The sequence below is a fragment of the Streptomyces sp. NPDC050842 genome (assembly GCF_044456565.1).
Lineage (GTDB): Bacteria > Actinomycetota > Actinomycetes > Streptomycetales > Streptomycetaceae > Streptomyces.
The window spans coordinates 34,974-55,683 of sequence record NZ_JBITGA010000018.1 but is presented as its reverse complement, the minus strand read 5'-3'; the positions used below and the strand labels follow the sequence as shown (position 1 = coordinate 55,683).

General features: G+C 68.5%; 21 protein-coding genes and 5 pseudogenes. 15 read left to right on the top strand and 11 right to left on the bottom strand.

Features of this window, described 5'->3' with window-relative positions; genetic code table 11:
• The first annotated feature begins 300 nt into the window (after positions 1-300).
• Positions 301-1,095 (top strand): IS5 family transposase, encoded by a 795-nt coding sequence (locus ACIBG6_RS38085; protein WP_399227363.1) that lies wholly within the window; start codon positions 301-303, stop codon positions 1,093-1,095.
• Here ACIBG6_RS38085 and ACIBG6_RS38080 read toward each other — a convergent pair.
• Both ACIBG6_RS38080 and ACIBG6_RS38075 read right to left on the bottom strand, forming a co-directional pair.
• Positions 1,043-1,564 (bottom strand): hypothetical protein, encoded by a 522-nt coding sequence (locus tag ACIBG6_RS38080; protein ID WP_399227347.1) that lies wholly within the window; start codon positions 1,562-1,564, stop codon positions 1,043-1,045. The genes ACIBG6_RS38085 and ACIBG6_RS38080 overlap by 53 nt on opposite strands.
• Before the next feature lie 179 nt (positions 1,565-1,743).
• Complete coding sequence (locus ACIBG6_RS38075; protein WP_399227346.1) at positions 1,744-2,295, bottom strand: hypothetical protein; 552 nt, start codon at positions 2,293-2,295, stop codon at positions 1,744-1,746.
• 93 nt (positions 2,296-2,388) lie between these two features.
• Here ACIBG6_RS38075 and ACIBG6_RS38070 point away from each other — a divergent pair, with 93 nt between their 5' ends.
• Positions 2,389-3,159, top strand: coding sequence for a transposase (locus ACIBG6_RS38070; protein ID WP_399227345.1), 771 nt, complete (start codon positions 2,389-2,391; stop codon positions 3,157-3,159).
• Between the two features lie 555 nt (positions 3,160-3,714).
• A complete protein-coding gene (locus ACIBG6_RS38065) occupies positions 3,715-4,146 on the top strand; it encodes a VOC family protein (RefSeq protein ID WP_399227344.1) in 432 nt (143 codons plus the stop codon).
• A gap of 68 nt (positions 4,147-4,214) precedes the next feature.
• Here ACIBG6_RS38065 and ACIBG6_RS38060 read toward each other — a convergent pair.
• A pseudogene (locus ACIBG6_RS38060) lies at positions 4,215-4,609 on the bottom strand (transposase family protein); the annotation flags it as partial.
• A 397-nt stretch (positions 4,610-5,006) separates the two neighbouring features.
• Between ACIBG6_RS38060 and ACIBG6_RS38055 the strand changes: the two are divergent.
• A pseudogene (locus ACIBG6_RS38055) lies at positions 5,007-5,951 on the top strand (transposase); the annotation flags it as partial.
• 23 nt (positions 5,952-5,974) lie between these two features.
• Here the strand turns inward: ACIBG6_RS38055 and ACIBG6_RS38050 are convergent.
• Positions 5,975-6,235 (bottom strand): annotated as a pseudogene (locus ACIBG6_RS38050) (transposase); the annotation flags it as partial.
• 155 nt (positions 6,236-6,390) lie between these two features.
• Positions 6,391-7,125, bottom strand: a complete 735-nt coding sequence (locus ACIBG6_RS38045) for a class I SAM-dependent methyltransferase (protein WP_399227343.1) — start codon at positions 7,123-7,125, stop codon at positions 6,391-6,393.
• A gap of 81 nt (positions 7,126-7,206) precedes the next feature.
• On the opposite strand from ACIBG6_RS38045, the gene ACIBG6_RS38040 reads away from it, so the two are divergent.
• Positions 7,207-7,932 (top strand): winged helix-turn-helix transcriptional regulator, encoded by a 726-nt coding sequence (locus ACIBG6_RS38040; RefSeq protein WP_399227342.1) that lies wholly within the window; start codon positions 7,207-7,209, stop codon positions 7,930-7,932.
• A 349-nt stretch (positions 7,933-8,281) separates the two neighbouring features.
• On the opposite strand, the gene ACIBG6_RS38035 is transcribed toward ACIBG6_RS38040, so the two are convergent.
• The gene (locus ACIBG6_RS38035; protein WP_399227341.1) at positions 8,282-8,440 is read right to left on the bottom strand and encodes a hypothetical protein; all 159 of its coding nucleotides are present in this window, start codon (positions 8,438-8,440) and stop codon (positions 8,282-8,284) included.
• 153 nt (positions 8,441-8,593) lie between these two features.
• Between ACIBG6_RS38035 and ACIBG6_RS38030 the strand changes: the two are divergent.
• A pseudogene (locus ACIBG6_RS38030) lies at positions 8,594-8,868 on the top strand (transposase); the annotation flags it as partial.
• A gap of 224 nt (positions 8,869-9,092) precedes the next feature.
• Here ACIBG6_RS38030 and ACIBG6_RS38025 read toward each other — a convergent pair.
• A complete protein-coding gene (locus ACIBG6_RS38025; protein ID WP_399227362.1) occupies positions 9,093-9,419 on the bottom strand; it encodes a GYD domain-containing protein in 327 nt (108 codons plus the stop codon).
• A 530-nt stretch (positions 9,420-9,949) separates the two neighbouring features.
• Between ACIBG6_RS38025 and ACIBG6_RS38020 the strand changes: the two genes are divergently transcribed.
• The 3 genes from ACIBG6_RS38020 to ACIBG6_RS38010 all read left to right on the top strand — a co-directional run bounded on the left by ACIBG6_RS38020 (position 9,950) and on the right by ACIBG6_RS38010 (position 12,375).
• Positions 9,950-10,201: a hypothetical protein gene (locus tag ACIBG6_RS38020; RefSeq protein ID WP_399227340.1), complete on the top strand. Its 252-nt coding sequence runs from the start codon at positions 9,950-9,952 to the stop codon at positions 10,199-10,201.
• Positions 10,194-11,243 (top strand): RNA polymerase sigma factor, encoded by a 1,050-nt coding sequence (locus tag ACIBG6_RS38015; protein WP_399227339.1) that lies wholly within the window; start codon positions 10,194-10,196, stop codon positions 11,241-11,243. The genes ACIBG6_RS38020 and ACIBG6_RS38015 overlap by 8 nt, the downstream gene beginning before the upstream one ends.
• 199 nt (positions 11,244-11,442) lie before the next feature.
• The gene (locus ACIBG6_RS38010) at positions 11,443-12,375 is read left to right on the top strand and encodes a hypothetical protein (RefSeq protein WP_399227338.1); all 933 of its coding nucleotides are present in this window, start codon (positions 11,443-11,445) and stop codon (positions 12,373-12,375) included.
• A 135-nt stretch (positions 12,376-12,510) separates the two neighbouring features.
• On the opposite strand, the gene ACIBG6_RS38005 is transcribed toward ACIBG6_RS38010, so the two are convergent.
• Together ACIBG6_RS38005 and ACIBG6_RS38000 are read right to left on the bottom strand one after the other, a co-directional pair.
• Positions 12,511-13,029 carry a GNAT family N-acetyltransferase gene (locus ACIBG6_RS38005; RefSeq protein WP_399227337.1) on the bottom strand — a complete coding sequence of 173 codons (519 nt, stop codon included), beginning with the start codon at positions 13,027-13,029 and terminating at the stop codon, positions 12,511-12,513.
• 295 nt (positions 13,030-13,324) lie between these two features.
• The gene (locus ACIBG6_RS38000) at positions 13,325-13,633 is read right to left on the bottom strand and encodes a hypothetical protein (RefSeq protein WP_399227336.1); all 309 of its coding nucleotides are present in this window, start codon (positions 13,631-13,633) and stop codon (positions 13,325-13,327) included.
• Between the two features lie 199 nt (positions 13,634-13,832).
• Here ACIBG6_RS38000 and ACIBG6_RS37995 point away from each other — a divergent pair, with 199 nt between their 5' ends.
• Together ACIBG6_RS37995 and ACIBG6_RS37990 are read left to right on the top strand one after the other, a co-directional pair.
• On the top strand, positions 13,833-14,417 hold the full coding sequence (locus ACIBG6_RS37995; protein ID WP_399227335.1) for an exonuclease domain-containing protein: 585 nt from the start codon (positions 13,833-13,835) through the stop codon (positions 14,415-14,417).
• A gap of 61 nt (positions 14,418-14,478) precedes the next feature.
• Positions 14,479-15,114 (top strand): hypothetical protein, encoded by a 636-nt coding sequence (locus ACIBG6_RS37990; RefSeq protein ID WP_399227334.1) that lies wholly within the window; start codon positions 14,479-14,481, stop codon positions 15,112-15,114.
• A gap of 212 nt (positions 15,115-15,326) precedes the next feature.
• Here the strand turns inward: ACIBG6_RS37990 and ACIBG6_RS37985 are convergent, their stop codons facing one another.
• Positions 15,327-15,584 carry a hypothetical protein gene (locus tag ACIBG6_RS37985; protein ID WP_399227333.1) on the bottom strand — a complete coding sequence of 86 codons (258 nt, stop codon included), beginning with the start codon at positions 15,582-15,584 and terminating at the stop codon, positions 15,327-15,329.
• 967 nt (positions 15,585-16,551) lie between these two features.
• Between ACIBG6_RS37985 and ACIBG6_RS37980 the strand changes: the two genes are divergently transcribed.
• The 3 genes from ACIBG6_RS37980 to ACIBG6_RS37970 all read left to right on the top strand — a co-directional run bounded on the left by ACIBG6_RS37980 (position 16,552) and on the right by ACIBG6_RS37970 (position 18,154).
• On the top strand, positions 16,552-16,908 hold the full coding sequence (locus ACIBG6_RS37980; RefSeq protein ID WP_399227332.1) for a DoxX family protein: 357 nt from the start codon (positions 16,552-16,554) through the stop codon (positions 16,906-16,908).
• A 373-nt stretch (positions 16,909-17,281) separates the two neighbouring features.
• On the top strand, positions 17,282-17,611 hold the full coding sequence (locus tag ACIBG6_RS37975; protein WP_399227331.1) for a hypothetical protein: 330 nt from the start codon (positions 17,282-17,284) through the stop codon (positions 17,609-17,611).
• Positions 17,612-17,929: 318 nt separating this feature from the next.
• Positions 17,930-18,154, top strand: coding sequence for a hypothetical protein (locus tag ACIBG6_RS37970; protein WP_267047436.1), 225 nt, complete (start codon positions 17,930-17,932; stop codon positions 18,152-18,154).
• A 188-nt stretch (positions 18,155-18,342) separates the two neighbouring features.
• Here ACIBG6_RS37970 and ACIBG6_RS37965 read toward each other — a convergent pair whose 3' ends face one another.
• On the bottom strand, positions 18,343-19,083 hold the full coding sequence (locus ACIBG6_RS37965; RefSeq protein ID WP_399227329.1) for a class I SAM-dependent methyltransferase: 741 nt from the start codon (positions 19,081-19,083) through the stop codon (positions 18,343-18,345).
• 193 nt (positions 19,084-19,276) lie between these two features.
• On the opposite strand from ACIBG6_RS37965, the pseudogene ACIBG6_RS37960 reads away from it, so the two are divergent.
• A pseudogene (locus ACIBG6_RS37960) lies at positions 19,277-19,519 on the top strand (transposase); the annotation flags it as partial.
• Positions 19,520-20,710 lie beyond the last annotated feature (1,191 nt).

Sequence of the window (20,710 nt, the reverse complement as noted above, 5' to 3'; positions counted from 1 at the left end):
GGCCCCGGCGCGTACGTCCACGACCAGGGCCGGCTGGTCCTCCTCGTGGAGCCGCCGCACCGCCCGGTCGAACAGAGTTCCTGGTCGGGTGGTCTTCCGGCCGTGCGTGCATGAAGGCAGGGCTTCCTGGTAGCTCGGGGGTGCGATCCCATCCGAGCGGTTCCGGAGGCCCTGTTGTCGTTGTTGTACGTGCCCGAGCCCCTTCACTTCAACTTGCCCGCCGTGTCGTGCGATTGCCTCGCGCACGTGTACGGCAACGCGGCCGACCATCCGGACCGGGTGCGCCGCTATCCGTCGGACATGACGGACGCGGAGTGGGCGGCTGTCCGGCCGTTGCTGCCGGTGCCGACCTGGCTTCAGGGCAGGGGCGGGCGGCCTGAGGGCTACTGCCACCGCCAGCTGCTGGACGCGATCCGCTACCTGGTCGCGGGCGGGATCTCGTGGCGGGCGATGCCCGCGGATTTCCCCGCCTGGGGCCGGGGCTATGCCTTCTTCCGCCGCTGGCGTGAGCACGGGCTGATCACCGAGTTCCACGACCGGCTGCGCGGGAGGGTGCGTGAACGCGAGGGCCGTGAGGCCTCCCCCACGGCGGGGATCATCGACGCGCAGTCGGTGCGGGCCGCCGCGACGGTGCCGGCCGCCTCACGTGGCTACGACGGCGGGAAGAAGGTGCCCGGGCGCAAACGGCACCTCGTGACCGACACACTCGGCCTGCTCCTGGTCGTCGCGGTGACCGCCGCGAACATCGGCGACCGGGACGCCGCAACGGGCCTGCTGAGGCGGCTGCGGCGCCTGCACCGCGACATCACCCTGGTCTGGGCTGACGGCGGCTACACCGGTGGCCTGGTCGACTGGGCACGGGAGAAACTCGCCCTGACCCTGGAGATCGTCAGACGCACCGACGACATGACGGGCTTCGTGGTGCTGCCCAGGCGGTGGGTGGCAGAGCGCACGTTCGCGTGGCTGATGCATTCACGTCGGCTGGCCCGGGACTACGAGACGTTGCCGGCCAGCAGCGAGGCGATGATCCATTGGTCGATGGTCACGCGGATGAGCCGGCGTCTGGCACGGCCACGGGCCGCCGGCCGGCACTGAATGCCCCGGACGCCTCGAGCAGGAGCCACCCGCGCTCGGCCAGCCGCCGGGCTTTCGAGCGCACCCCCTCGACCTTCGCCGACGATGTCTCCAAGCCCAGCCGAGCCGTGATCTCCCTGGCCTTCAGCGGCTGCTGGCCCGCGGACTGCCGCTCCTCCAGCACGCCCAGAATCCCCTGGTAGTCCGGCGCTAGCACCGTCACCGGCAGTCCTTCATGCCAAGGCGGCACGATCGAGCCCGGCACCGGCGCGGGCGCGGATTCCGCCGCGGCCTCGGTCACGGCAGTGGTCTCGGCAGCCGAGGCCGCCAGGGCCTCCATCAGCTCCTCCCGCGCGATCACCCGCCGGTCCAGCTCGATCTCTGCGGCCTCCAGCACCCCAGCCAGCCGGGCGGCTTCCTCCGGCAGTCCCTCCACCCGCACTCGGGCCGCTGTCTCCCGCTCCTCCAGCATTCCCAGCACCGACGCCATCGCGCACCCCTCGATCACGAAGCCAAAACAAAACGCCGCATGCATCCCTCACGCTGAGCTAGACCATGCCTGACCAGCGAAAATCAAGCGATCGCGTTCGGTTGAGATACGGCTTCTAAGGGCTGTCCCGCAAAGATCTTGGATCCGGGTGCGGAGCAGTCTGAAGAGCTGGTGGGTGCTCAGCTGGTGGTTCGTGAAGTGCTCAGGGACCGGGCGAAGTCGGCGAGCGTGCGGAAGTCGTTCTCTCGTAGGCCGATCCGTGGGTTGACGTGGTGCAGGAGCCCGGTCCCTTGGTGGTGGGCGGTCACGTACGTCTGGTCCAGATCGCTCTGCTCGTCGTCCACCCAGGCGAAAGGGCGGCCGTGTGCGTAGTTCACCAGCGGTCCGGTCTTCCAGTGAACTCCATCGGGGCGTTCGTGAAGTAGGACGTCGCCGAAGTCGACGAAGGGCAGTTCCGGAAGACCGAGGACCGGTGCGATCCACCGGTTGGCGTCGTCCATCCATGTGGTGGCCCAGCACAGCTCGAAGCCGAGTTCGAGCAGGATTCGCCCGTGCTCTGGGTTGAGCCAGACCCGCAGGGGGCGCCGTCGGGACGAGAGGCCCCGGTCGTCCTCGTGGGCGTCGTTCCTGGGAACTCGGAGTGTGGTGTAGCCGTCGGGACGTCTCTCCGGCTTGGCTGCGTAGGGGTTGAGTGGCCCATCCACGTCGAGGAACAGCAGCGGTCGGTTCACGGTTTCCCCCGGTCTTGCTCACTGTGGACTGCCCCGATCAGCGTAGCTGTGGGATTGTCGCGGCATGGAACCGGCCTGAGTGATGATCATGAAATGGCGAGTGCGATCACGGCGTCGGAGCCGTCCTGGATAGCCCAGTTCGCGGGGCTGAGCCCGCGCTGCTTCGGCAAGCTGCTGACCGCGCTGCGGCGCGATGGAGCAGATGCGGTTCACCGGGGCCGGCCGTGGAGTCTGCCGCTGGAGGACAGGGTTCTGCTGGTCACGGCATATTGGCGCACCAATCTGACGTTGCGGCAGCTCGCCCCGCTGTTCGGGGTCTCGAAGTCCACGGTCGGCCGAGTCATCGACCACCTCGGACCCCTGCTGGCGCTCCGGCCCCGCGAGCGGTTCGCCAAGGACACCGTGCTCATCGTGGACGGCACCCTGGTCCCCACCCGCGACCACACCATCGCCGAGCGGTCGAAGAACTACCGGTACTCCACCAACCACCAGGTCGTCATCGACGCCGACACCCGCCTGGTCGTCGTGGTCGGCCGGCCGCTTGCCGGGAACCGCAACGACTGCAAGGTATGGGAGGAATCCGGCGCTAAGGCCGCCGTCGGCAAGACCCTCACGATCGCCGACGGCGGCTACCCGGGCACCGGACTCGTCATCCCACACCGTCGCAAGCGCGGCCAGACCGAACTGCCGGCCTGGAAAGAGGAACACAACAAGTCCCACAAGCAGGTCCGAGCCCGCGTCGAGCACGTCTTCGCCCGCATGAAGACCTGGAAGATCCTCCGCGACTACCGCCTCAAGGGCGACGGCGTCCACCACGCCATGCTCGGCATCGACCGGATGCACAACCTCGCCCGCACCGGATAGGTCGCACGTGGCACGGCGGGCCGCTATGCCCGAGGCGACTCCAAGATCTTTACGGGACAACCCTTAGGTGGGTTCCTCGGCTCAGGCTTGGGTGCCGGCGAGGCGGTAGAAGTCGGTGCCGGTCTTGATGATCGTGCCGTTGAACGTGAGCAGCTCCGGGCGCCCAGTCGCGCATGCTGCCGCGGAGATGGGCATATCCCGGCCCACGGCCCACAAATGGCTCCGCCACTGCCACACCGCACTCAACGGACACCCGCCCATCAACCGCGTCAACCACCCTGCGGGTCAATACACCTAGGGGGTGACTTCTGGATCAATTCGGGCGGAGTGATGCACTGGTCTGGGGGAGGCTAAGGGCTGTCCCGTAACTGAATCTTTGGCACGAGAGCGGTCGACTGAGGTCGGATCCTGGGTCCCACCCTTTGGGAGAGGCGCCGACCTCGGTTCAACCCTGTGACCGCACGACACAGCAGCGGATGGCAGGGGCCGTCCTCCCGGCAACGTGTGGATCCACCCGCCCGGGGAGATGGGCAGGGCTCCTGTTATCGTGCGCCGATGTCAATGATCAAGCAGTTCCAAGTGACCTTCGACTGCGCTGAACCTGCGCGTCTCGCCGCCTTCTGGTGCGAGGTGCTGGGGTACGTCGTACCGACAGTCCCGGAGGGCTTTGCCACGTGGGAGGAGTACCACCACTCGCTGCCGCCTGAGGACGAGGTCTACTTCGCGTGCGCTGATCCCTCGGGTGTGGGCCCGCGCGTGCTCTTCCAGCGAGTTCCCGAAGGCAAGGTCGTCAAGAACCGGGTGCATCTTGATGTGCGGGTCGGCACAGGGCTCGTGGGTGACGAGCGCCTGGCCACACTCGAGGCCGAATGCGCACGGCTGATGGCGCTCGGCGCGAAACACGTGCTGACGCAGCGCGCCGATGGCGTCAACGAGTCGTGCATCACGATGCAGGACATCGAGGGCAACGAGTTCTGCCTCGCCTGATTCTCCTCCGAGACTGCGAGGGGGGGAGCCGTCTTCCGGGGCCTCTCACGTCTCGCATGCGGCAGAAGCTATCCCGTGAGAGCGAGGTTGTGCAGTCGGGCGATGCCGAGCATGGCGTGTCGGGCCCCGTCGCCCTTGAGACGCAGTCGCGGAGGATCTTCCAGGTCTTCATGCGGGCGAAGTCGTGCTCGACGCGGGCCCGGACCTGTTTGTGCGAGCGATTGTGCTCGCGCTTCCAGCGCGGCAACTCTTCGCCCGGGGTGCGGCGGTGGGGAATGAGGAGGCCGGTGCCCGGATAGCCACCGTCGGCCATCGTGCGGGTCGTGCCCACGGCGGCCTTCGCGCCAGACTCCTCCCATGCCCGGCAGTCGTTGCGATTGCCGGGCCAAGGCTCACCGACCACAACGACCAGGCGGGTATCCGCGTCAATGACGACCTGGTGGTCGGTGGAGTACCGGTAGTTCTAATAGCTCATCGGTGAGCCCGAGCACGGCAGTGCAAGGGCCCCGATGCGAGGTGGAAGACTGCCGCCGTTCTGGTGCTTCGACCCCTGTGTTCAGACCGGCTCTGCCTCGCCCGCGCCCTGCCGGGCGGAGACCTTCGGTAGTTCCGGGATCTTGATCTGTCGTCAAAGACTGGTCCTGCCCGGCAGGAGCTCGGATCCAGGTTTCATGTCCTCAGCCCGCCGACAGGGGCCACATCTCAGCAGTTCGCGAGCCATGAGCTCTCCAGCAGACCGAGGTCCCTGTCGGTCGCTGGAGACACGAACGGCTCATGAGATGGCGTGCCTTGAGCACTTCTATTAGAGCGCCGCGTGCTCCGCACAGGTCCAACCTGCAGATTCATACGGAGGCACAGGGTTGAACAAGATCTTCTGCGGCATTGACTGGGCGGAAGGGCATCACGACATAGCCCTGGTCGACCAGGACGGAACCCAAGTTGCAAAGCTAGGGATCAGCGACGACAGCGCCGGCTTCCACGCACTGATGGAACTTCCGGTCGCTATCGAGACGCTCCGCGGGCTTCTCGTCGCCGCCTTGCGGGCCACCGGCCGCCAGATCTACGCAATCAATCCATTGGCCGCGGCCCGATATCGCGACCGCGCCAGCGTCTCCCGAGCCAAGTCCGACGCAGCGGACGCCCGGGTTCTGGCCAACATCCTCCGGACCGACCGGCATGCCCACCGGCCTCTGCCCGACGACAGCGAAGCGGGGCAGGCCGTCGCCGTCCTGGCCCGCGCTCACCAGGACGCCATCTGAGACCGGCAACAGATGATCAACGGGCTTCGGTCACGCCTGCGCGAGTACTATCCAGCCGCCCTCACTGCCTTTCACGGCGCTGGAAAACCCGGACTCGACTCGCCGCGCGCTCGCGTGATCTTGACTGCCGCACCCGCGCCGGCCGACGCCGCCAAGCTCACCCGCAGCCAGCTGCGCGCGTTGCTCAAGCGCGGTGAGCGTCCACGTTGTGGGATCGAAGCCGAGGTCGAGCGATTTCGGGCAATCTTCCGCGCGGACTCCCTGCGGCAGCTGCCGCAGGTCGAACAGGCTCTGGGACAGCAGGCAGTGGCACTCATCCGGCAGGTCGACGCCGCTTGCGTCAGCGTGGCCCAGTTGGCGGTGGCGACGGAAGAGGCATTCCTCGCGCACCCGGATGCCGAGAGCATCACCGGTTTCCCAGGGCTCTCCGTGCTCTCTGGAGCACGCGTTCTCGCCGAGATCGGCGACGACCGCGAACGCTTCGCGGACGCCAGAGCCATGAAGGCATACGCCGGCGCGACTCCTGTCACACGGGCCTCCGGCCGCAGCGACGAAGTGGATCTTGGTGGTTAAGCCGCCGCGGGAGCATCCGAGGGCATGATGCTCCGGCTCGCCGGCCGGGGCCCTTTTGACGGGCCCCGGCGGTGCTGATGAGCGCGGACGCTCGTGGAGTCGACCGCGACGACCCAGTCGAGGTCGCCTTCGTCATCGGCCTGGGCAGGCAGGGCGGTGAAGACCTTCTCCCAGGTGCCGTCGGCCGCCCATCTCCGCAGGGGGTTGTGGGCGCCTTTCCACGACCCGAAGTGCTCGGGCAGGTCCATCCACGGCGTCCGTGAACGCGATCGCGTCGATCACCTGTCGGTGATCCCGCCAACGGCCATCCCGCTTCGGCGTCCTGTCCGGCAGCTACGGCTCGATCCTCGCCCACTGGGCATCAGTCAACGACAGACATCAACCAACGATCGGATGATCCGAAGGAAACGACCTAGGCGCTGATGACCGCGAGGAGATACGTCGCGGAGCTCTCCCGTCCGGCGAAGATGGCGGCCAGGTCGTGGTGCAGTGCGCGCCAGGCGCCGTCGGCTTCGAGGCGGGCGCGCTCGGCCTGCAGGTGGCCGGCTGTGCGGACCCAGAACTCGGCGGCGGCCATCGGGGCCGCGAAGACGAAGGGCACCTGCTCGACGGTCGTGGCGACCTCGTGGCCGGCGAACAGCCCGCGTACGTACGCCTCGTCGCCCCACCGGGCCGGCGGCGGGCCGCCGGGCGGCGGGGCCGGCAGATAGGGCGCGGCCGCGCGGTTGGCGGCGGCCATCAGGCCGTCCGGGGTCCAGGCCGCGGACACGATCCGCCCGCCGGGCGCGCAGGCGCGGACGAGAGTGGCGGCGGCCCTGGTGTGGTCGGGGGCGTACATGGCGGCGAAGACGGAGAGGACGCGGTCGTACGTCCCCGAGGCGGTGTCGCCGTCCTGGAAGGTGACGGGCAGGGCCTCCTCGGCCGCGCGGCGTTCGGCGATCGCGAGGAGCTCAGGAGTCGGGTCGACGGCGGTGACGGTCGCGCCGGCACGGGCGGCGGCGAGGGCGGCGTTGCCCGTGCCCGTACCGACGTCCAGGACGGTCGTGCCGGGGCCGGGCGCGGCCGCGGCGACAGCGCGGTCGGCGGCGGGGACGAGGAGGCGGGCCATGGCGGGGTAGTCGCCCGCGGCCCAGGTCGACGTGTTCACGTTATTCACACCGTCGAGCGTCCTATGCTCGGCCGTGCCGGGCCGGTACAGAACCTGGACCGGGGGACTGGGGGACGACGCATGCGGGGGACGGGACAGGGAGTACGGCGGGGGATCGAGTACTGCCCGGTGAACGCGGGCGTGGAGGCTGTCGGCGACCGCTGGACGCTGCTCGTGCTGCGCGAACTGCTGCTCGGCTCCGAGCACTTCAACGACCTCCACCGCGGGCTCCCCGGCATCAGCCGCACCCTCCTCTCCGCCCGCCTGCGCCGCATGCGCGCCCACGGCCTCCTCACCCGCACCCCCGACCCCACCGGCCGCCCCGCCTACCGCCTCACTCCCGCCGGGGCCGCGCTCGAACCCCTCGTCTGGCAGCTCGGCGACTGGGCCCGCCGCTGGTCCTTCGGCGACCCGGAGCCCGGTCAGCTCGACGCGGGGCAGGCGGTGTGGCGGCTCCGCCAGTACGTGCGGACCGAGGCGCTGCCGGAGCGCCGCGTGGTCGTCGAATTCGCGCTGGGCACGGAGCGGGGCTGGCTGGTGCTGCCCGGCCGCGCCTCCGGCGACGACGCCAGCGCGTGCCGGGTGCATCCCGGGTACGAGGTGGACCTGTGGGTGAGCGGGGACCTCGCTGAGCTGCACCGTCTGGTGGCGGGCACGACGACGATCGGGGCGGTGCGCCGTGCGGGGGCGCTGCGGGTGGATGGGGACCCGGAGCTGACGGCGGGGTTCGAGGGGTGGTTCGCGTGGCGGACGTCGGGCGCGGGTGGCGAGGCCCTGCCCGGCGGATCAGGGCCGGACACCCTCTAGGCTGTGCCACGATGGCCGCCAGGAGGCGGGATGCAGTATGTGGGGCTGGGGGCGCTCATCGCGGTTTCTCTGGCGGTGGCGATAAGCGGTGTGGTCGAGCTTCTCACCGGCTGGATTCATCCCTGGGAGCGAGCCCGGGTCCTGCGTCCTGTGCCTCATGCGCTTGGGCAGGTGTTGACGGGGAGCGGTCTCTGCTGTTTCTCCAGTGTTTTCACCTTCACTCCGGCAGGGAACGCCCTCCCCACGCTCATGGCAGTGGGCGCTGGGCTCTTCCTCGCTGGAACCGTCCTGGTCGGTGTGTCCCGTTTTCCAGGCCGCTAGGGCGTGTCCGGCGGATCAAGGCAGAGGCTCATGGCTCCGGCCCGTACTCGACGATCCGGACGTCCTTGGCGATCGGGTCCTCCGCCACCCTGGCCTGGTACTGCTCGGCGCCGGGCAGGTCGTACGTGTCGTACGACGCCATCGCGCTTCCCTCATAGGTCCACTCCACGCGGTATCGCTCGACCACCACATTCCCCTTCCCCTCGCTCCGCCACCGGGGCCTCGTCCGCTCCGGACGGTACCCGTGACCGGCCGGACAGGTCCTAGGGAGCGTCTGTCCGATCATCGGATCGTTGGCCAGGTGGCGAGGGATGGGGAAATCTCTGACGCCGCTTGGGCGGTGATCGCGCCGTTGTTGCCGCCGGTGGGACGGGCTCGTGGCCGGTGGCCCGCGATCACCGGCAGGTCGTTGAGGGCATCGTGTTCAAGTTCCGTACCAGTCTGCCCTGGAGGGACCTGCCCGAGCGGTTCGGCCCGTGGCAGACCGTCCGCGGACGGTTCGCCCGTTGGGCCGCCGACGGTACCTTCGACCGTCTCCTGGCCATGGCCCAGACGCATGCCGACGTGGACCGGCTGGTCGCGATCGATTCCACGATCGTGCGAGCCCACCAGCACGTGGCTGCCAAAGGGGGCTCGAAGAACAGGGCCTCGGAGGCTCCCGAGGCACAGTGGAGGCGCGAGCACGCTCTGGCGGTAGAGGCGCGGCCTGCCCGCGCCTTTCGTACGCCGGAGCGAAGCAGGCACACACGCAGTCGGCAGGGCCGGAGGCCCGCCGCCACTCCAGGCAGCGGGCCTCCGTGATTGATGGCCGGCGGGGGAGTGCGCATCGGCCTGGATGGCTACGCGCCCGGCGCTCGGTACTGGACTCGTTCGGCTTTGCGCAGGGCATCCATGGTTTCATCGACGGTCAGGAGAACCGTCGTCTCGAACGAGCTCAGCGCGCCCCCTCCACTGATCGCCAGCGCAACCGCGGCCATGGACACGTTGTCGGGGGCTTCCCACAGGTTGTAGCCGTCGTGCGTGCCGAAGGCGTACCAGAAGCCGTGGAGCTCCCCGCCGACGGACTCGATGTACGCCTGAGCGGCCTTTGCGCGGTCCTCGGGGTGGACGGTCAGCCTCGCCCACGTCTCCGGTGTGTAGCTGAACCTCGATAGATAGAGCGGCATCATGTCTCCCTTTCGTTCCACCAAGGAATGCCCGACGGGGAGGAAAACGCGTCGGAAGCGGCCCGCGTGTCCCCTAAACGGCTGGGGACAATGACCGGCATGGCCATAGCCAACGGATGGACGACCTGCCCCGGCCCTGCTGATGGTTTGCGAGGAGTCTCAGTGAAGAGTCGTCATCTGGTTGTCAGCGGTGTAGCCCGAGAGCCCTGGTAGTTGGTGCTGACAGACCGTGGCCGAAAGGAGCGCACATGCCCAGTGAGGGCGTCGAGTTCGGGACAGGCAGTCCTTTCGGGTCAGTAGTCCGGCCTTGCGGTTGCGGACACGAGTCCCCTACCGGGTGAGGGGGGTGAGCGCCGCGTTTGCATGACACCCCATCCAAGATTCTTTCTCACCTCCGGCCGCAGGGCCCCAGGAGCAGGGCTCCACACTGAAAGTGCACGGGCCGTGTCATGCAGACGTCGCTCCCGCACCCCTTCCCTGGTGAACAGCTCGCACGGAACCGCCGCGCGAGCCCCACCGGAAGGAACACAATGGAGCTCCTCATCGCCGCGGTCCTGGTCGTCCTCGTCCCCATGACAGACAAACTGATCAAGATCATGCAGGACCGCAACCACACCCGGGGGGAGGCCGAGGTGATCCACGCACACGCCCTCGCCGACCTCGCCCGCGCCCACGGCGAAGCCGAAATCATCCGCGCCCACGGCGAAGCCGAAATCATCCGCGCCCAGGCCACTCTCCCCACCGCCCGCACAGCCCCGAACAAGGGCGTCGGCCGTGCCTGACACCTCCACCCCATTCAACGAACAGCTCCTCGCCGTCCACCACGACAAGGGCCGGGCACTCCTGCGCCTGGCCCGGCGCGAACTCCGGGACGAGGGCCTGCCCTCCTCCCGCGCCGGCGCCGAGGACATCGTCCAGGACGCCCTCGTCACCATCCTCACCAACAGCGAGAAGACGGAGATCGGCGACCTCTACGGCTATCTGTGCGCCGTCATCCGTAACCGGGTCAGGGACGTCGGTCGCCGCAAGGCGGCCGAGCCTGTCGACACCACGGCCTCGACGTCTGAAGGCCACAAGGCTCTGTGGGTCTCCGACCTCGAAGAGGACACCGACGCCGTCCTCGACGCCGGGCGAGCCCTCGGGAAGCTCTCCCCGCAGCAGCGCCGGCTCGTCCTGCTCAACGAGGGCTGGGACTACACCCACGCCGAGATCGCCCAGATCACGGGTATCCACCGGGGAACCGTCGCCACCCACATCCGGCGTGCCAAGGTCGCACTCACCGCGGCATTCGTCGCCGTCATCGCGGCCTTCGTCGGCTGGGCACCGCAGATCACCACCCGGCTCCGCTGGAACGACGCCGCCTCCGGGCGCTGGATCGACGAAGTCTCCCCTGCCTCCCCCGGCCTCGCTATCGGGGTGGCAGCGTTCTCACTCGGCGTCGGCTACTTGTACTTCGCGTTCCAGAAGGCGAGCCCGAAGCTCGCACGCGCCACCCAGGTACTCCACGCCATGATCGACGCATCCCCCGAACTCTCGGATGGCGGGGACCTGCCCACCCCCTCCGACTACGCCGCCCACCTGGGAATCCCCGAGGAATGGATCACCCTGGACACGCTCCGGCTCGGACGCGTACCCGAACCAGTCGGCACAAGGAGGCTCGTGAACTGCGAGTTCGACACGCAGACGGTCAACGCCATCATCGTCAGCCGCGGGGACAACGAGATCGTCTCCGGAACCCGCACCTACTTCCCCTCGAACCGGAACGCAGACCAGCCGGACTCCGGTCGGGGCTACGCCGGCGACAGCGGCGAAGGAGCACCATAGGAACAGGGCCGGATGGCCTTGGGCGAGGATCGCAACGGCCAGGAGCGGCGGCGGTCGGCTAGCGGCGAGCGGTTCGGAACGCGGGCCGGAGGCGAGCGGGTGTCTCTGGGCGTGCCACCAGGCCGTGGATCGAGCGGGTCGTGTCGGACGGCCAAGGGTGCCATCAGGACGCACCTCAGCAGCCGTCTACGCTCTCGCCATGCAGCGCAGCGATGTCACGAGGGACGACGGCACGTGGGTGGGCCTGTCCCTGGACGTACAGGACCGCCACCAGCCGGGGCTGCGCGTGCGCAGTGCCGGTCCGCACCTGCTGGTCTCCCAGCTGTCGCGGCTCGTAGTGCTCGCCGTTGTCGACGAGCAACTCCAGGGCGTGGACTTCTGGCGCACCGATGAGTACCGCTCCTTCGTCCCGCCGTTGCGCGCCGATGCCGGGCGCGCCCTGGCAGGCAGCCCGGAACGATGGGCTCACCGCTTTGCGCAGTACCTCGCCGACTCGCCGGACGGCCCCCTGCATGAGGGTCGGTGGCTGCTCTCGTGCGACAGTCCGCTCCGGCGTTGGCGCTACGCCGACACCTCGCATGCCGAGTACTGGCGCTCGATGCTCGTCGACGGGCATCCGGACGGATACATCGACTGGTTCCTCCATTCTCATTCGTGGGAGGTCTTTCCGCTGCGGCCCATGCCCGATGCCGACGACAGCCGGGTCAAGGCGTACCGCAAGCAGGCCCGTGAAGGGACGCTCCCACCCGTCCTGTTGTGGTGGGTCAGTGGCCTGGACTGCCATCTGATCCTGGACGGTCACGCGCGGCTCGCCGCGGCGATCGCCGAATCCGTCGAGCCTCCGCTGCTGCAGTTGCACCGCACGGTGCCGCGCGATGACCTGGCCGCGCGCATCAATGAGGCCGTGGGCTTCTACGAGGGCGAACTGGCACGCTTCGCCGAACTCCGCACCGTTCACGGCCCCACCGTCCCGGATGGTGCCGCCAGCGCAGGCCCGCAGCTCGTCCGCCTCCTTCACGACCTGAACACCGCGGAACGGCTGACCTGGGCATGGCCCCTGCCCGGGGGAGAGGACCAGTGGCGTCGCATCGCACGCGAGGTGACAGCCAGCCAGGACTGGCCCCGTATCTGAGCCCTGCTCCATGTCGCCCACTGGCCGTTACGTGCGGGAGTACCGCCGTACCGCCAAGATCGCGCGCACCGCGGTGAAGGACCACCTCCGAGGTGCGAGCTCTCACGCTGACGCGGACTCTGGCGCAAGCCGTCTTCAGCAGGGGTCAGCGGCCGAGGCCCGCCCCGCCCCTGGCACCGGCTGGCTATCACGCGATGAGGGGAGTGTGTGGACGAAGTGGTGGTGCTGGCCGATGCCGGGGACGGTGTACTGGTCGCCGACCGCTGTGAAGCCGTGGTGCCGGTAGAAGCCGGCTGCGGCGAGCCGGCCGCTGCACCAGACGAGCCGGCCTCCACGTGCGGCGCACGCGTCGAGGCCCGCGGCCAGTACGGCCTTGCCAAAGCCCTGCCCGCGTACCGTCGGGTCACTGGCCAGTTTCCGCAGCCGCCACACTCCCTCGGCGGGGAAGGGGGCCAATGCGGGGGTGTCGGGCAGGGGTTCGGTGCTGAAGGTGGCGCAGGCCCCGAGTTCGCCGCTGTCGGTGCGGGCGGCGAGGTGGAAGGTGTCCGGGAGCAGGTCGACGTCGGTGAGGGCGCTCTCGCGGGGCTGCCCGGGACGCAGGACCCGCTGGCGAAGGTCCAGGATCTCCTCGACCGAGGCGAAGGCGACGAACACGGTGCTCCCTCTCGTGGCATGGTGTGCGGCGCCCCACCCGGCCGGGCGCAATCCGTACGTGCTGAGTCTCTCAGCAAGGAGGCCGGAACGGACTGCCATCCGCAGGCGCCCGGGATCTTACAGCGTCGTCCATGGCCATGCTTCCGCCACCGGATCCTGCGGCCCCGGACGCGTCTACGGCGGTGGGGGTTTGGCGTGTCGGGCAAGGTGTCTGCTGCCGCGTCGGGCCAGACCTGCTGAACTGCTGACTCTCGGCATTCGGCGTCCCCACGTACGGTGGCGAAGACGGAGGACCTCACCGGGCCCCATAGCACCAAAGGGTGCCGGCGCTGCTGCTCCATCCCCGGCTTACCAGCAGGACGTGTTCCGCCGACTGGTCGTAGCCACCGTTGTGGACGAGAGCAGCCGTGGGCCGGGCATGCGCCCACCTTGGTGTGGGGCGGCCGCGGGACCGATCACGGAGGGCGGATCCGCCGGCGCGGCTCATATCAACGACCTCGTCGGCGGTCAGCCGCTCGCGGAGTGTCGTCAAGACGCGCCGCACATCGTCGACGCTGATGAAACCATCGCTGTCCTTGTCGTGCTCCTTGAACGCCGTCGCCATCGAGATCGGCGTGCTTGAGCAAGCCCTGGAGTTCAGCCCCTGTCGAGTTGTGGCCCAGCGCTCTCAGGGCGCTCACCAGTTCCTGAGGAGAGAGAGCTTCTCGTCGTTGTCGCGGTCAAAGAGCCTGAACGCCTCGTCGATCTCGGCCAGCCCCTAAAACCAGGTGCCCCAGCCGCGGCCCCTTCCTATGCTCCCCGCCATGGACAGCACCTGGCCCGAGCACCTCGTCAACGTCGTGGACGTCGAAGCGACCTGCTGGGCTGGTTCCCAGCCGCCTGGCGCGGTGAGTGAGATCATCGAGATCGGACTGACCGTCATCGACCTGGACGCCGGTAAGCGCCTCGCCCGGCACCGAATCCTGGTGAGGCCCGCCCGGTCCACCGTCAGCGACTTCTGCACGGAGCTGACCAGCCTCACCCAACACGAAGTCGATCAGGGGGTCAGCTTCGCCGAGGCGTGCCGGCTGCTGGCGACCGAGCACCGCGCAGGGACCCGGCCGTGGGTCAGTTGGGGCGACTACGACCGCCACCAGTTCACCCGGCAGTGCCGGGCCACACGGACGCCCTACCCCTTCGGCCGCCACCACACCAACGCCAAGGCGGTCTTCACCGAGGCATACGGCCTGCGCAAACGCCCCGGCATGGCACAGGCCCTGGAGACGGCCGGGCTGCGCCTTGAAGGCCGTCACCACCGGGGCGAGGACGACGCCTGGAACATCGCGGCTCTCGTGCTCCACCTGTCCGAACGGGGCGCCTGGCCGGCCACGGCCGGACACCCCGCCTGACGCACCGGCCTGGGCCGAAAATGCGATGACCGGCGGTGATGGACCGTGGCACAGTCCCCTCATGTCCAACGACATCGCCTATCCCGTCTTCCGTAGCCCCGACCCCGTACTCGCCCTGAGCCTCGCGCGCCGCCTCATGGAGTTCGGCCGCTGCGAGTACACCAACGTCTCCCTCTACGCGGAGCTCCGCTCGGTCGACGAGGTGCGGCGGGGTGCGAAGGAGCTACCTGAGGGGTGGTTCCGGGGACAGGAGCACTACGGGGAGTTCGACGACCGGGTGCCGTTCGAGGACCTCCCCGCATGGCTCGTAGGCGTCCGCGGGGCAGGCCTGCCGACCGACCCGACCGCGTACGAAGGGCGGCTACCGGTGGACTACGAGTTGCTCGACCAGGCGGTCGGCAGCGTCGAGGACGCTTTCACGGCGGCGATCGGCCCTAGCGTGGGCGAGATCAACTGGCAGGACCTGTGCTGGCCGGACGCGCCCGAGGTGGGTTTTCGCGGCGAGTCCAAGCACGCAGAGGTCACGCTCCTCCTCAACACCAGCACCCGCGAGTGCGACCAGCCTGCCGACGACCACACCGTCCTCGTCCACGTTCGCAGCGTCGACGTCGACGGCCGTCAGATGAGGGAGCCGTACGCGCACTGGCTCGCCGGGCAGGTGGGACTCACGGTCATCGGGCCCGGGCAACGGTGCTGAAGCCCGGCGGCCGCCTCGATGCAACGGCAACGCCCCCCCGCAGGCCGGCATGAGAACGTCCGGAGTCACGCGGCCTGTGCCCGGCGCCCGGGGTTACGTGGCTGCACCCTGGTCGTCCGTTGGTTCGCACCCCACTGAGCCGCCAGGCCTACGCCCCGCCGGTGCCGTTCCCCGCGGCCTGTCGTAGCGGTGCCCAGCCACGGTGCTCTCCTTCAGCGCCGCAGAGCCGCGAAGGCTCGCTCCGCTGCGGCGCAGTCCTGCCCGGGAAGGGACAACGCGATGTCCTGACGAGTAGCACGCCGGCCGCCGTCACGGTTGTGCTGGAGCTGGGTGCGGATCGTGGATGGCATGGAGCCGGTGATGCTGGTGCAGGGGGTGGTCGCGTGCGGCTGGTAGAGGTGAACGAAGCTGCAGAAGGCGCCTGGTCCGTAGGTGTCGGCGATCTGTTTGTAGTCCGTCGGCAGCGACATGCCGAGGGACTGCTCAGCCGAGGGCCAGTCCGTCGACGGGGCGGTGAGCGGCGGGGGCAGAGGTTGGTGAGGCGGTCGATGCTGGTCATGGGAGCAGTTGGATGTTCGCGGCGACGGGCACGGGCTTGGCCAGGTCCGCGCGGGCGCAGACCTCGGCGCCCTGCCCGGAGGTGGGGCGTCCCTCTGAGTTTTGCTCAGGTCGACGAGCAGTTCGTGGTCCGCACATCAGAACCTCGCGCTGCTCATTCACGACGGCGGCCACGGCCAGGTGCCGCAGCTTGACGACGTGGTGCTCCCCGGCGGCCGGCGCTCAGGTTCGTGCCCAGTGCCCTTCGCTCTCGCGGTGGGTCCCCTGATGGGACGAGCAGGAGACCACCGGCCGCGGGCGATCTGTCCCGCACGCCTGATGGCGACCGCTGCCGGTGCTCGCCTAAACCGAAGGCGTCGCAGCGCCCCTACGTCTTTACATCGAAGGTAGACAAGGAATTCTGGTACGGAATTTCAGGCAACGACTCTGGTTTCCTGCTCCGCTGAGGGCGGCTGCGGCGATCTTGTGAAGTCGGGGGATGAGGAAACAACAGGCCCACGACGTCAGGAGTGTGGGTCCCGGTGGATCAGGTTGATAAGGCGGAGCCAGAAACCGCCGAGGGTGTTGCCACGTTGACAGCGTCGCTCCCCCAGGCGAGATCGACGTCGGCGTCCGTTGTACGCGAAGGACGTGCCCGAGCGCGCCGCCACGGCCGACCAGCCGACCGGCTCGCCCCGTCATAGACGATCGCAGCGCGGGCGAGCTTCGATGGTCACGGGGCGCTGCGATGTCACGCGCACGCGGCGACGCGCCGCGCCAGAGGCGATCGTGGTCCGGGAGAGGCCCGCGGCCCCTGGCATGTCACGTTCCAGGGGCACCGATTCGTCCATGTGGTGAACACCCAGCAGTCGTTTCGCGCGCAGAATGAAGGAGACCCACGTGTTCGCCACCTACCTCGTCGCCACCCTCCTCGCTTCGGTCGTCAATGGCGCGGCCGCCGTCGCCAACCTCATCGGACACGACTACCCGAAGAGCCAGGCGGACAAGTTGGGCGTGCCCCACTCCTGGATGCGACCGCTCGGGACACTGCTGGGGGCGGGCGCCCTGGGGCTGCTGGCCGGGTTTGCCGTGCCGGTGCTGGGGGTGCTCGCCGCTGCCGGTCTCGTGTTGTACTTCATCGGCGCCCTCTGGGCCCATCTCCGGGTCCGCGACTATGTGTTGGGCCCCTGGTTCGTGTTCTTCTGCCTGCCCACGGCCGCTCTGGCCGCGAACCTGGCCTATCACGGCCACCGGTGACCGGTCGCGTCGGCGGGTCAACCGCCATACGGCTGCCCGGCACACCTACTGCCGCCCCTCGCTGCAAAGCAGGAGCCGCTCGGCGTCGACGCCGCGAACGTGATGAAGCCGCCGACGTCTCTGACGGCGAACCGATGACGCCAGCGTCGCCAGACCCGACGCCACTCGCACCCATGGAGGTCCGGAACTGCCCGCACTGCGACAAGCCCGTCACCATCGTCGCTCTGCTGGCCACTCCCGAGGCCGCGCGACCCACTATCCCAGCAGCAAGCCGGGACGTGATCCCCATGCGTAGAAGCTGACACCGTCCGAGGAAATCGGCAGGGCACGATCAGCGGCCGTTCACTCATGGCACATGGGAAAGGATGTGAACATGGCACTGGTCAAAAAGGGATCGCGGCTCATCACCGTCGACGGCACCACCTACCGGTGGCGACTTCGCGGACGGCCGACCTACGACCAGGGCCTGGTCTGGCCACCCCTCACCTACGCGGTCGAACACGTCGGCACTCCCGGCACCACACAGGTGGTCACTACCAACCAGCCGCACCCGAGCAACTGGTTCGGAATACAAGGCAGCCCGATCCTGCCTGGCCAGGTGGCTGACAGCATCCGCACCGCTCTCCACGACGGCTGGACGCCCGAGAGCCCCGGCTCACCATTCCACCTCGACCAGTCAGCGGGCTTCGTCTCGTCACACTGATTCGCCACATGCTCAAGGACTCACCGCTCCAGCGATCGGTGAGTCCTTCTGCTTCCCGCCCCCCACGGGGGAAGATTCGGGCTCTGACCGGACTTCCGTGATGTCCCGGTTCGCCCAGCCCTGGCCACAGCAGATCCCCGGTTTGCATCACCGGTGCGCCTATACGGGTCACTTCCGGGCGTCCCCCGAGCGAAAGCCGCTCGGTGGGGGTAGGTCGCTTCGCACAAGGTGACCTTGGAATCCGTGAGGAGATCAGCTGTGTACGCAGTAATTCGGCGTTACGAAGGAGTGACTGACTCTGCCGAGGCGGGACGCCGAGTGGATGAGGGATTCGTGCCTCTCCTCCGCCGAGTCCCCGGCTTCGTGGCCTACTACTGGGTGGACGCCGGGGACGGAGTGATGGTCTCTACCAGCGTCTTTGAAGACCAGTCCGGGGCCGAAGAGTCGATCGAGCGAGCGGCGGACTTCGTGAGGGACAACCTCGCGTCGCTGCTCCCCAACCGTCCTCAGGTCACGGCCGGCATGGTTGTGGCTGCTGGGTAGCGACCCACGAAGGGGGCCGCTGGATCCCAGCCACCTCCACTCCGACGACCTGGCGCTTCACGAAACTTCGGCCCGAGCCAAAATTCGAGATCGGCATCATGGTCGACGGATGGCACGTGGGACCGGACCTTCTAGGGCCCACCGGGGAGGGGATACGGGGATACCGCCACGTCTCGGTGCGGCGGTGCTTACGGTTTGTGGGTTACCCAGAGCATTTCTGCCGGCCAGCGGTGTGCCCAGTCAGGCGGTTCGGTTTGGTTGTAGCCGTTGACTGTTCCGGGTTCGGGCCGTGGCTCGATGAGGTCGTCGATGACGAGACCTGCGCCGCGCAGGACCTTGATCCAGTTGCCGTAGGTGCGCTGATAGCTGACCGCGCCCTGACCTTCGGCGATGGTGTCCAGCCCGAAGTAGTCCTGGTGCAGCGTCGTGGTTACGCGGCCGGCGGCTTCGTCGTAGCAGGCTTCGAACCATGGGCTGGCGACGTTGAACACCAGGCGCCCACCGCGGCGCAGGATGCGTGCGGCCTGCGGGACGGCCAGGTGCGGGGGCGCCCAGCTAAGTCCGCCGTAGTCACAGAACACCAGGTCGAAGCTGTCGGCGGCGAACGGGAGGTGTTCGGCGGAGCCTTGTACCAGCGGGTAGCGGGTCGCTCCCATCGCGCGAGCTGCAGCGGCGAGCTGGGCTTCGGACAGGTCGAGCCCGACCACGGTGGCGCCGTCAGCGGCGAGCGCCCTGGACCACTGGCCGGCGCCGCAGCCGAGCTCGAGGACGCGCTTGCCGGTGACGTCGCCCAGGGCGTGCAGGTGCGCGTCGGGGATGGCGTACGTGCCCCACAGCCGGGGCGCTGCGCCGATCTGCGGGTCATGCTCGTGCTGGTAGGCGCTGCTGATCTGGTTCCAGAACCGCCGGTTGGCAGAAATGCTGTCCACGCGCCGACTCAAGCACTGCCTGCCGGGGCGGTCAACACGATTGTGCTGCGCCCGGGAAGGTTCACCGGTTCACGGGTGTCCTGTCTGGCCGCTCATGCCATCGAGTGGGATCGACCGACCCGATCCAGCGTCAGGAAAGGTGGTGACACGACGGGTTCAAGTCCGCAGGATCGCCGACTACGAGGGGCAGTAGCTGCAGCAGATCGTCCGGCGGGGCAGCACGAACAGCGTGAGCTACCGGCGGGCGATGATCCTGCTGACCTCTGCGGGCGGCAACACCGTCCCGGTCATCGCCCGTCTCGTGGCCGCCGGCGAGGACACCGTCCGCGATGTCATCCACCGCTTCGAACGAGATCGGCCTGGCCTGCCTGGCCCCTCGGTGGGCGGGAGGCCATCCCCCCCCGCCTGCTCAGTGATGACGACGAAGCCTTCGTCGCCGCCAAGCTCGAGAGCGCACCGGGCCACCCGTCTCAACCGGCAACCCAGCGAACCTATGCGGTCACGGCACTAGCTCCCGCCACGACAGTCGGCCACCTCACCAGGACTCACCGGGAGCCGTCCGACGGCCCATCAGGTCGCAGTGCGGACCACACCTCATCGAGAGCCGGGGCCCCGGGATCACGAACGGGCTGACCCACCTCGGATGGCCAATTGGGACGGAAACGTCCCATGAAGTCTGTGAAGTCGTTCCGGAGATACCGAGAATCGGACGGCTTCAGCCGGATCTGCTGACGGCTGCCTGCCCACCAGATCTCGAAATCCGCAACCGTGCCCTCCGTCGGCCAGTCATCGCTTTGTTCCGGAAGCAACAGGACGTCGACGAAGCCTCCGACGCTCAGGCCGATGTTCACGAAGATCCCGATCGCCCCGGGTCGGGGAGCTTCACGACGGTGCCCTCGAAAACTTGCCCGAAGCGCAGCCTCCTCCGAATCCGAGCCCACTCGGCATCTGTCACCACGAACGCATCTTCGCACCCTCGTCCCGGTCATGAGCAGCTGCACTCGGGCGGCGGAGTCCCGTCACGGACGTCGATCGCCCCGCCCGTCTGGGCGACACAGCACTGCCGTCATTTCTCGGGTTCTGGCTCACTTTCCGTGGAGCTTGCACGCTGAGTGACGGTTGTCGGGTGAGTGGACCGTGGGGAAGTTGCCTGGAATTGACCCGTACCGGGTGGGGTGTGGCTGACAGTTCGGCCCGTGGAAGCGGGGGTGCTTCGGCTGGAGGAGCGGAGTCAGAGCCGACGTGGCCCTCACCCCCGACGCGGTTCAGGGTCACACCGTCCATGTTGCTGGTGGCCACGATCGTCGTGGTGGGAGTGGCGGGGCCGTTGACGTCGTTCGTCGCAAGGATGGTCGCCATGGTCGCGCCGTCCTTCTTGAGGAGGCCGGGATGTTCTCGAAGGAGGTCCGCTCTTCGGTCGCGTAGCCGGCCTTCGGGTCACGCGAGACGACGGGGTCGTTCGACTCGAAGCCATGGGGCTGCTCCGCGTACCAGATCCGAGGCGGCACCCGTCTTCTTCACGCGCTCGGTGAAGGCGTCCGGGTCGGGCGGCGCGATCTCCTGGCCCGTGCCGAGCTGTTCACCGGACGGGCCCCAGACACTGGATTCGGTAGCGCCGACCCGGCCT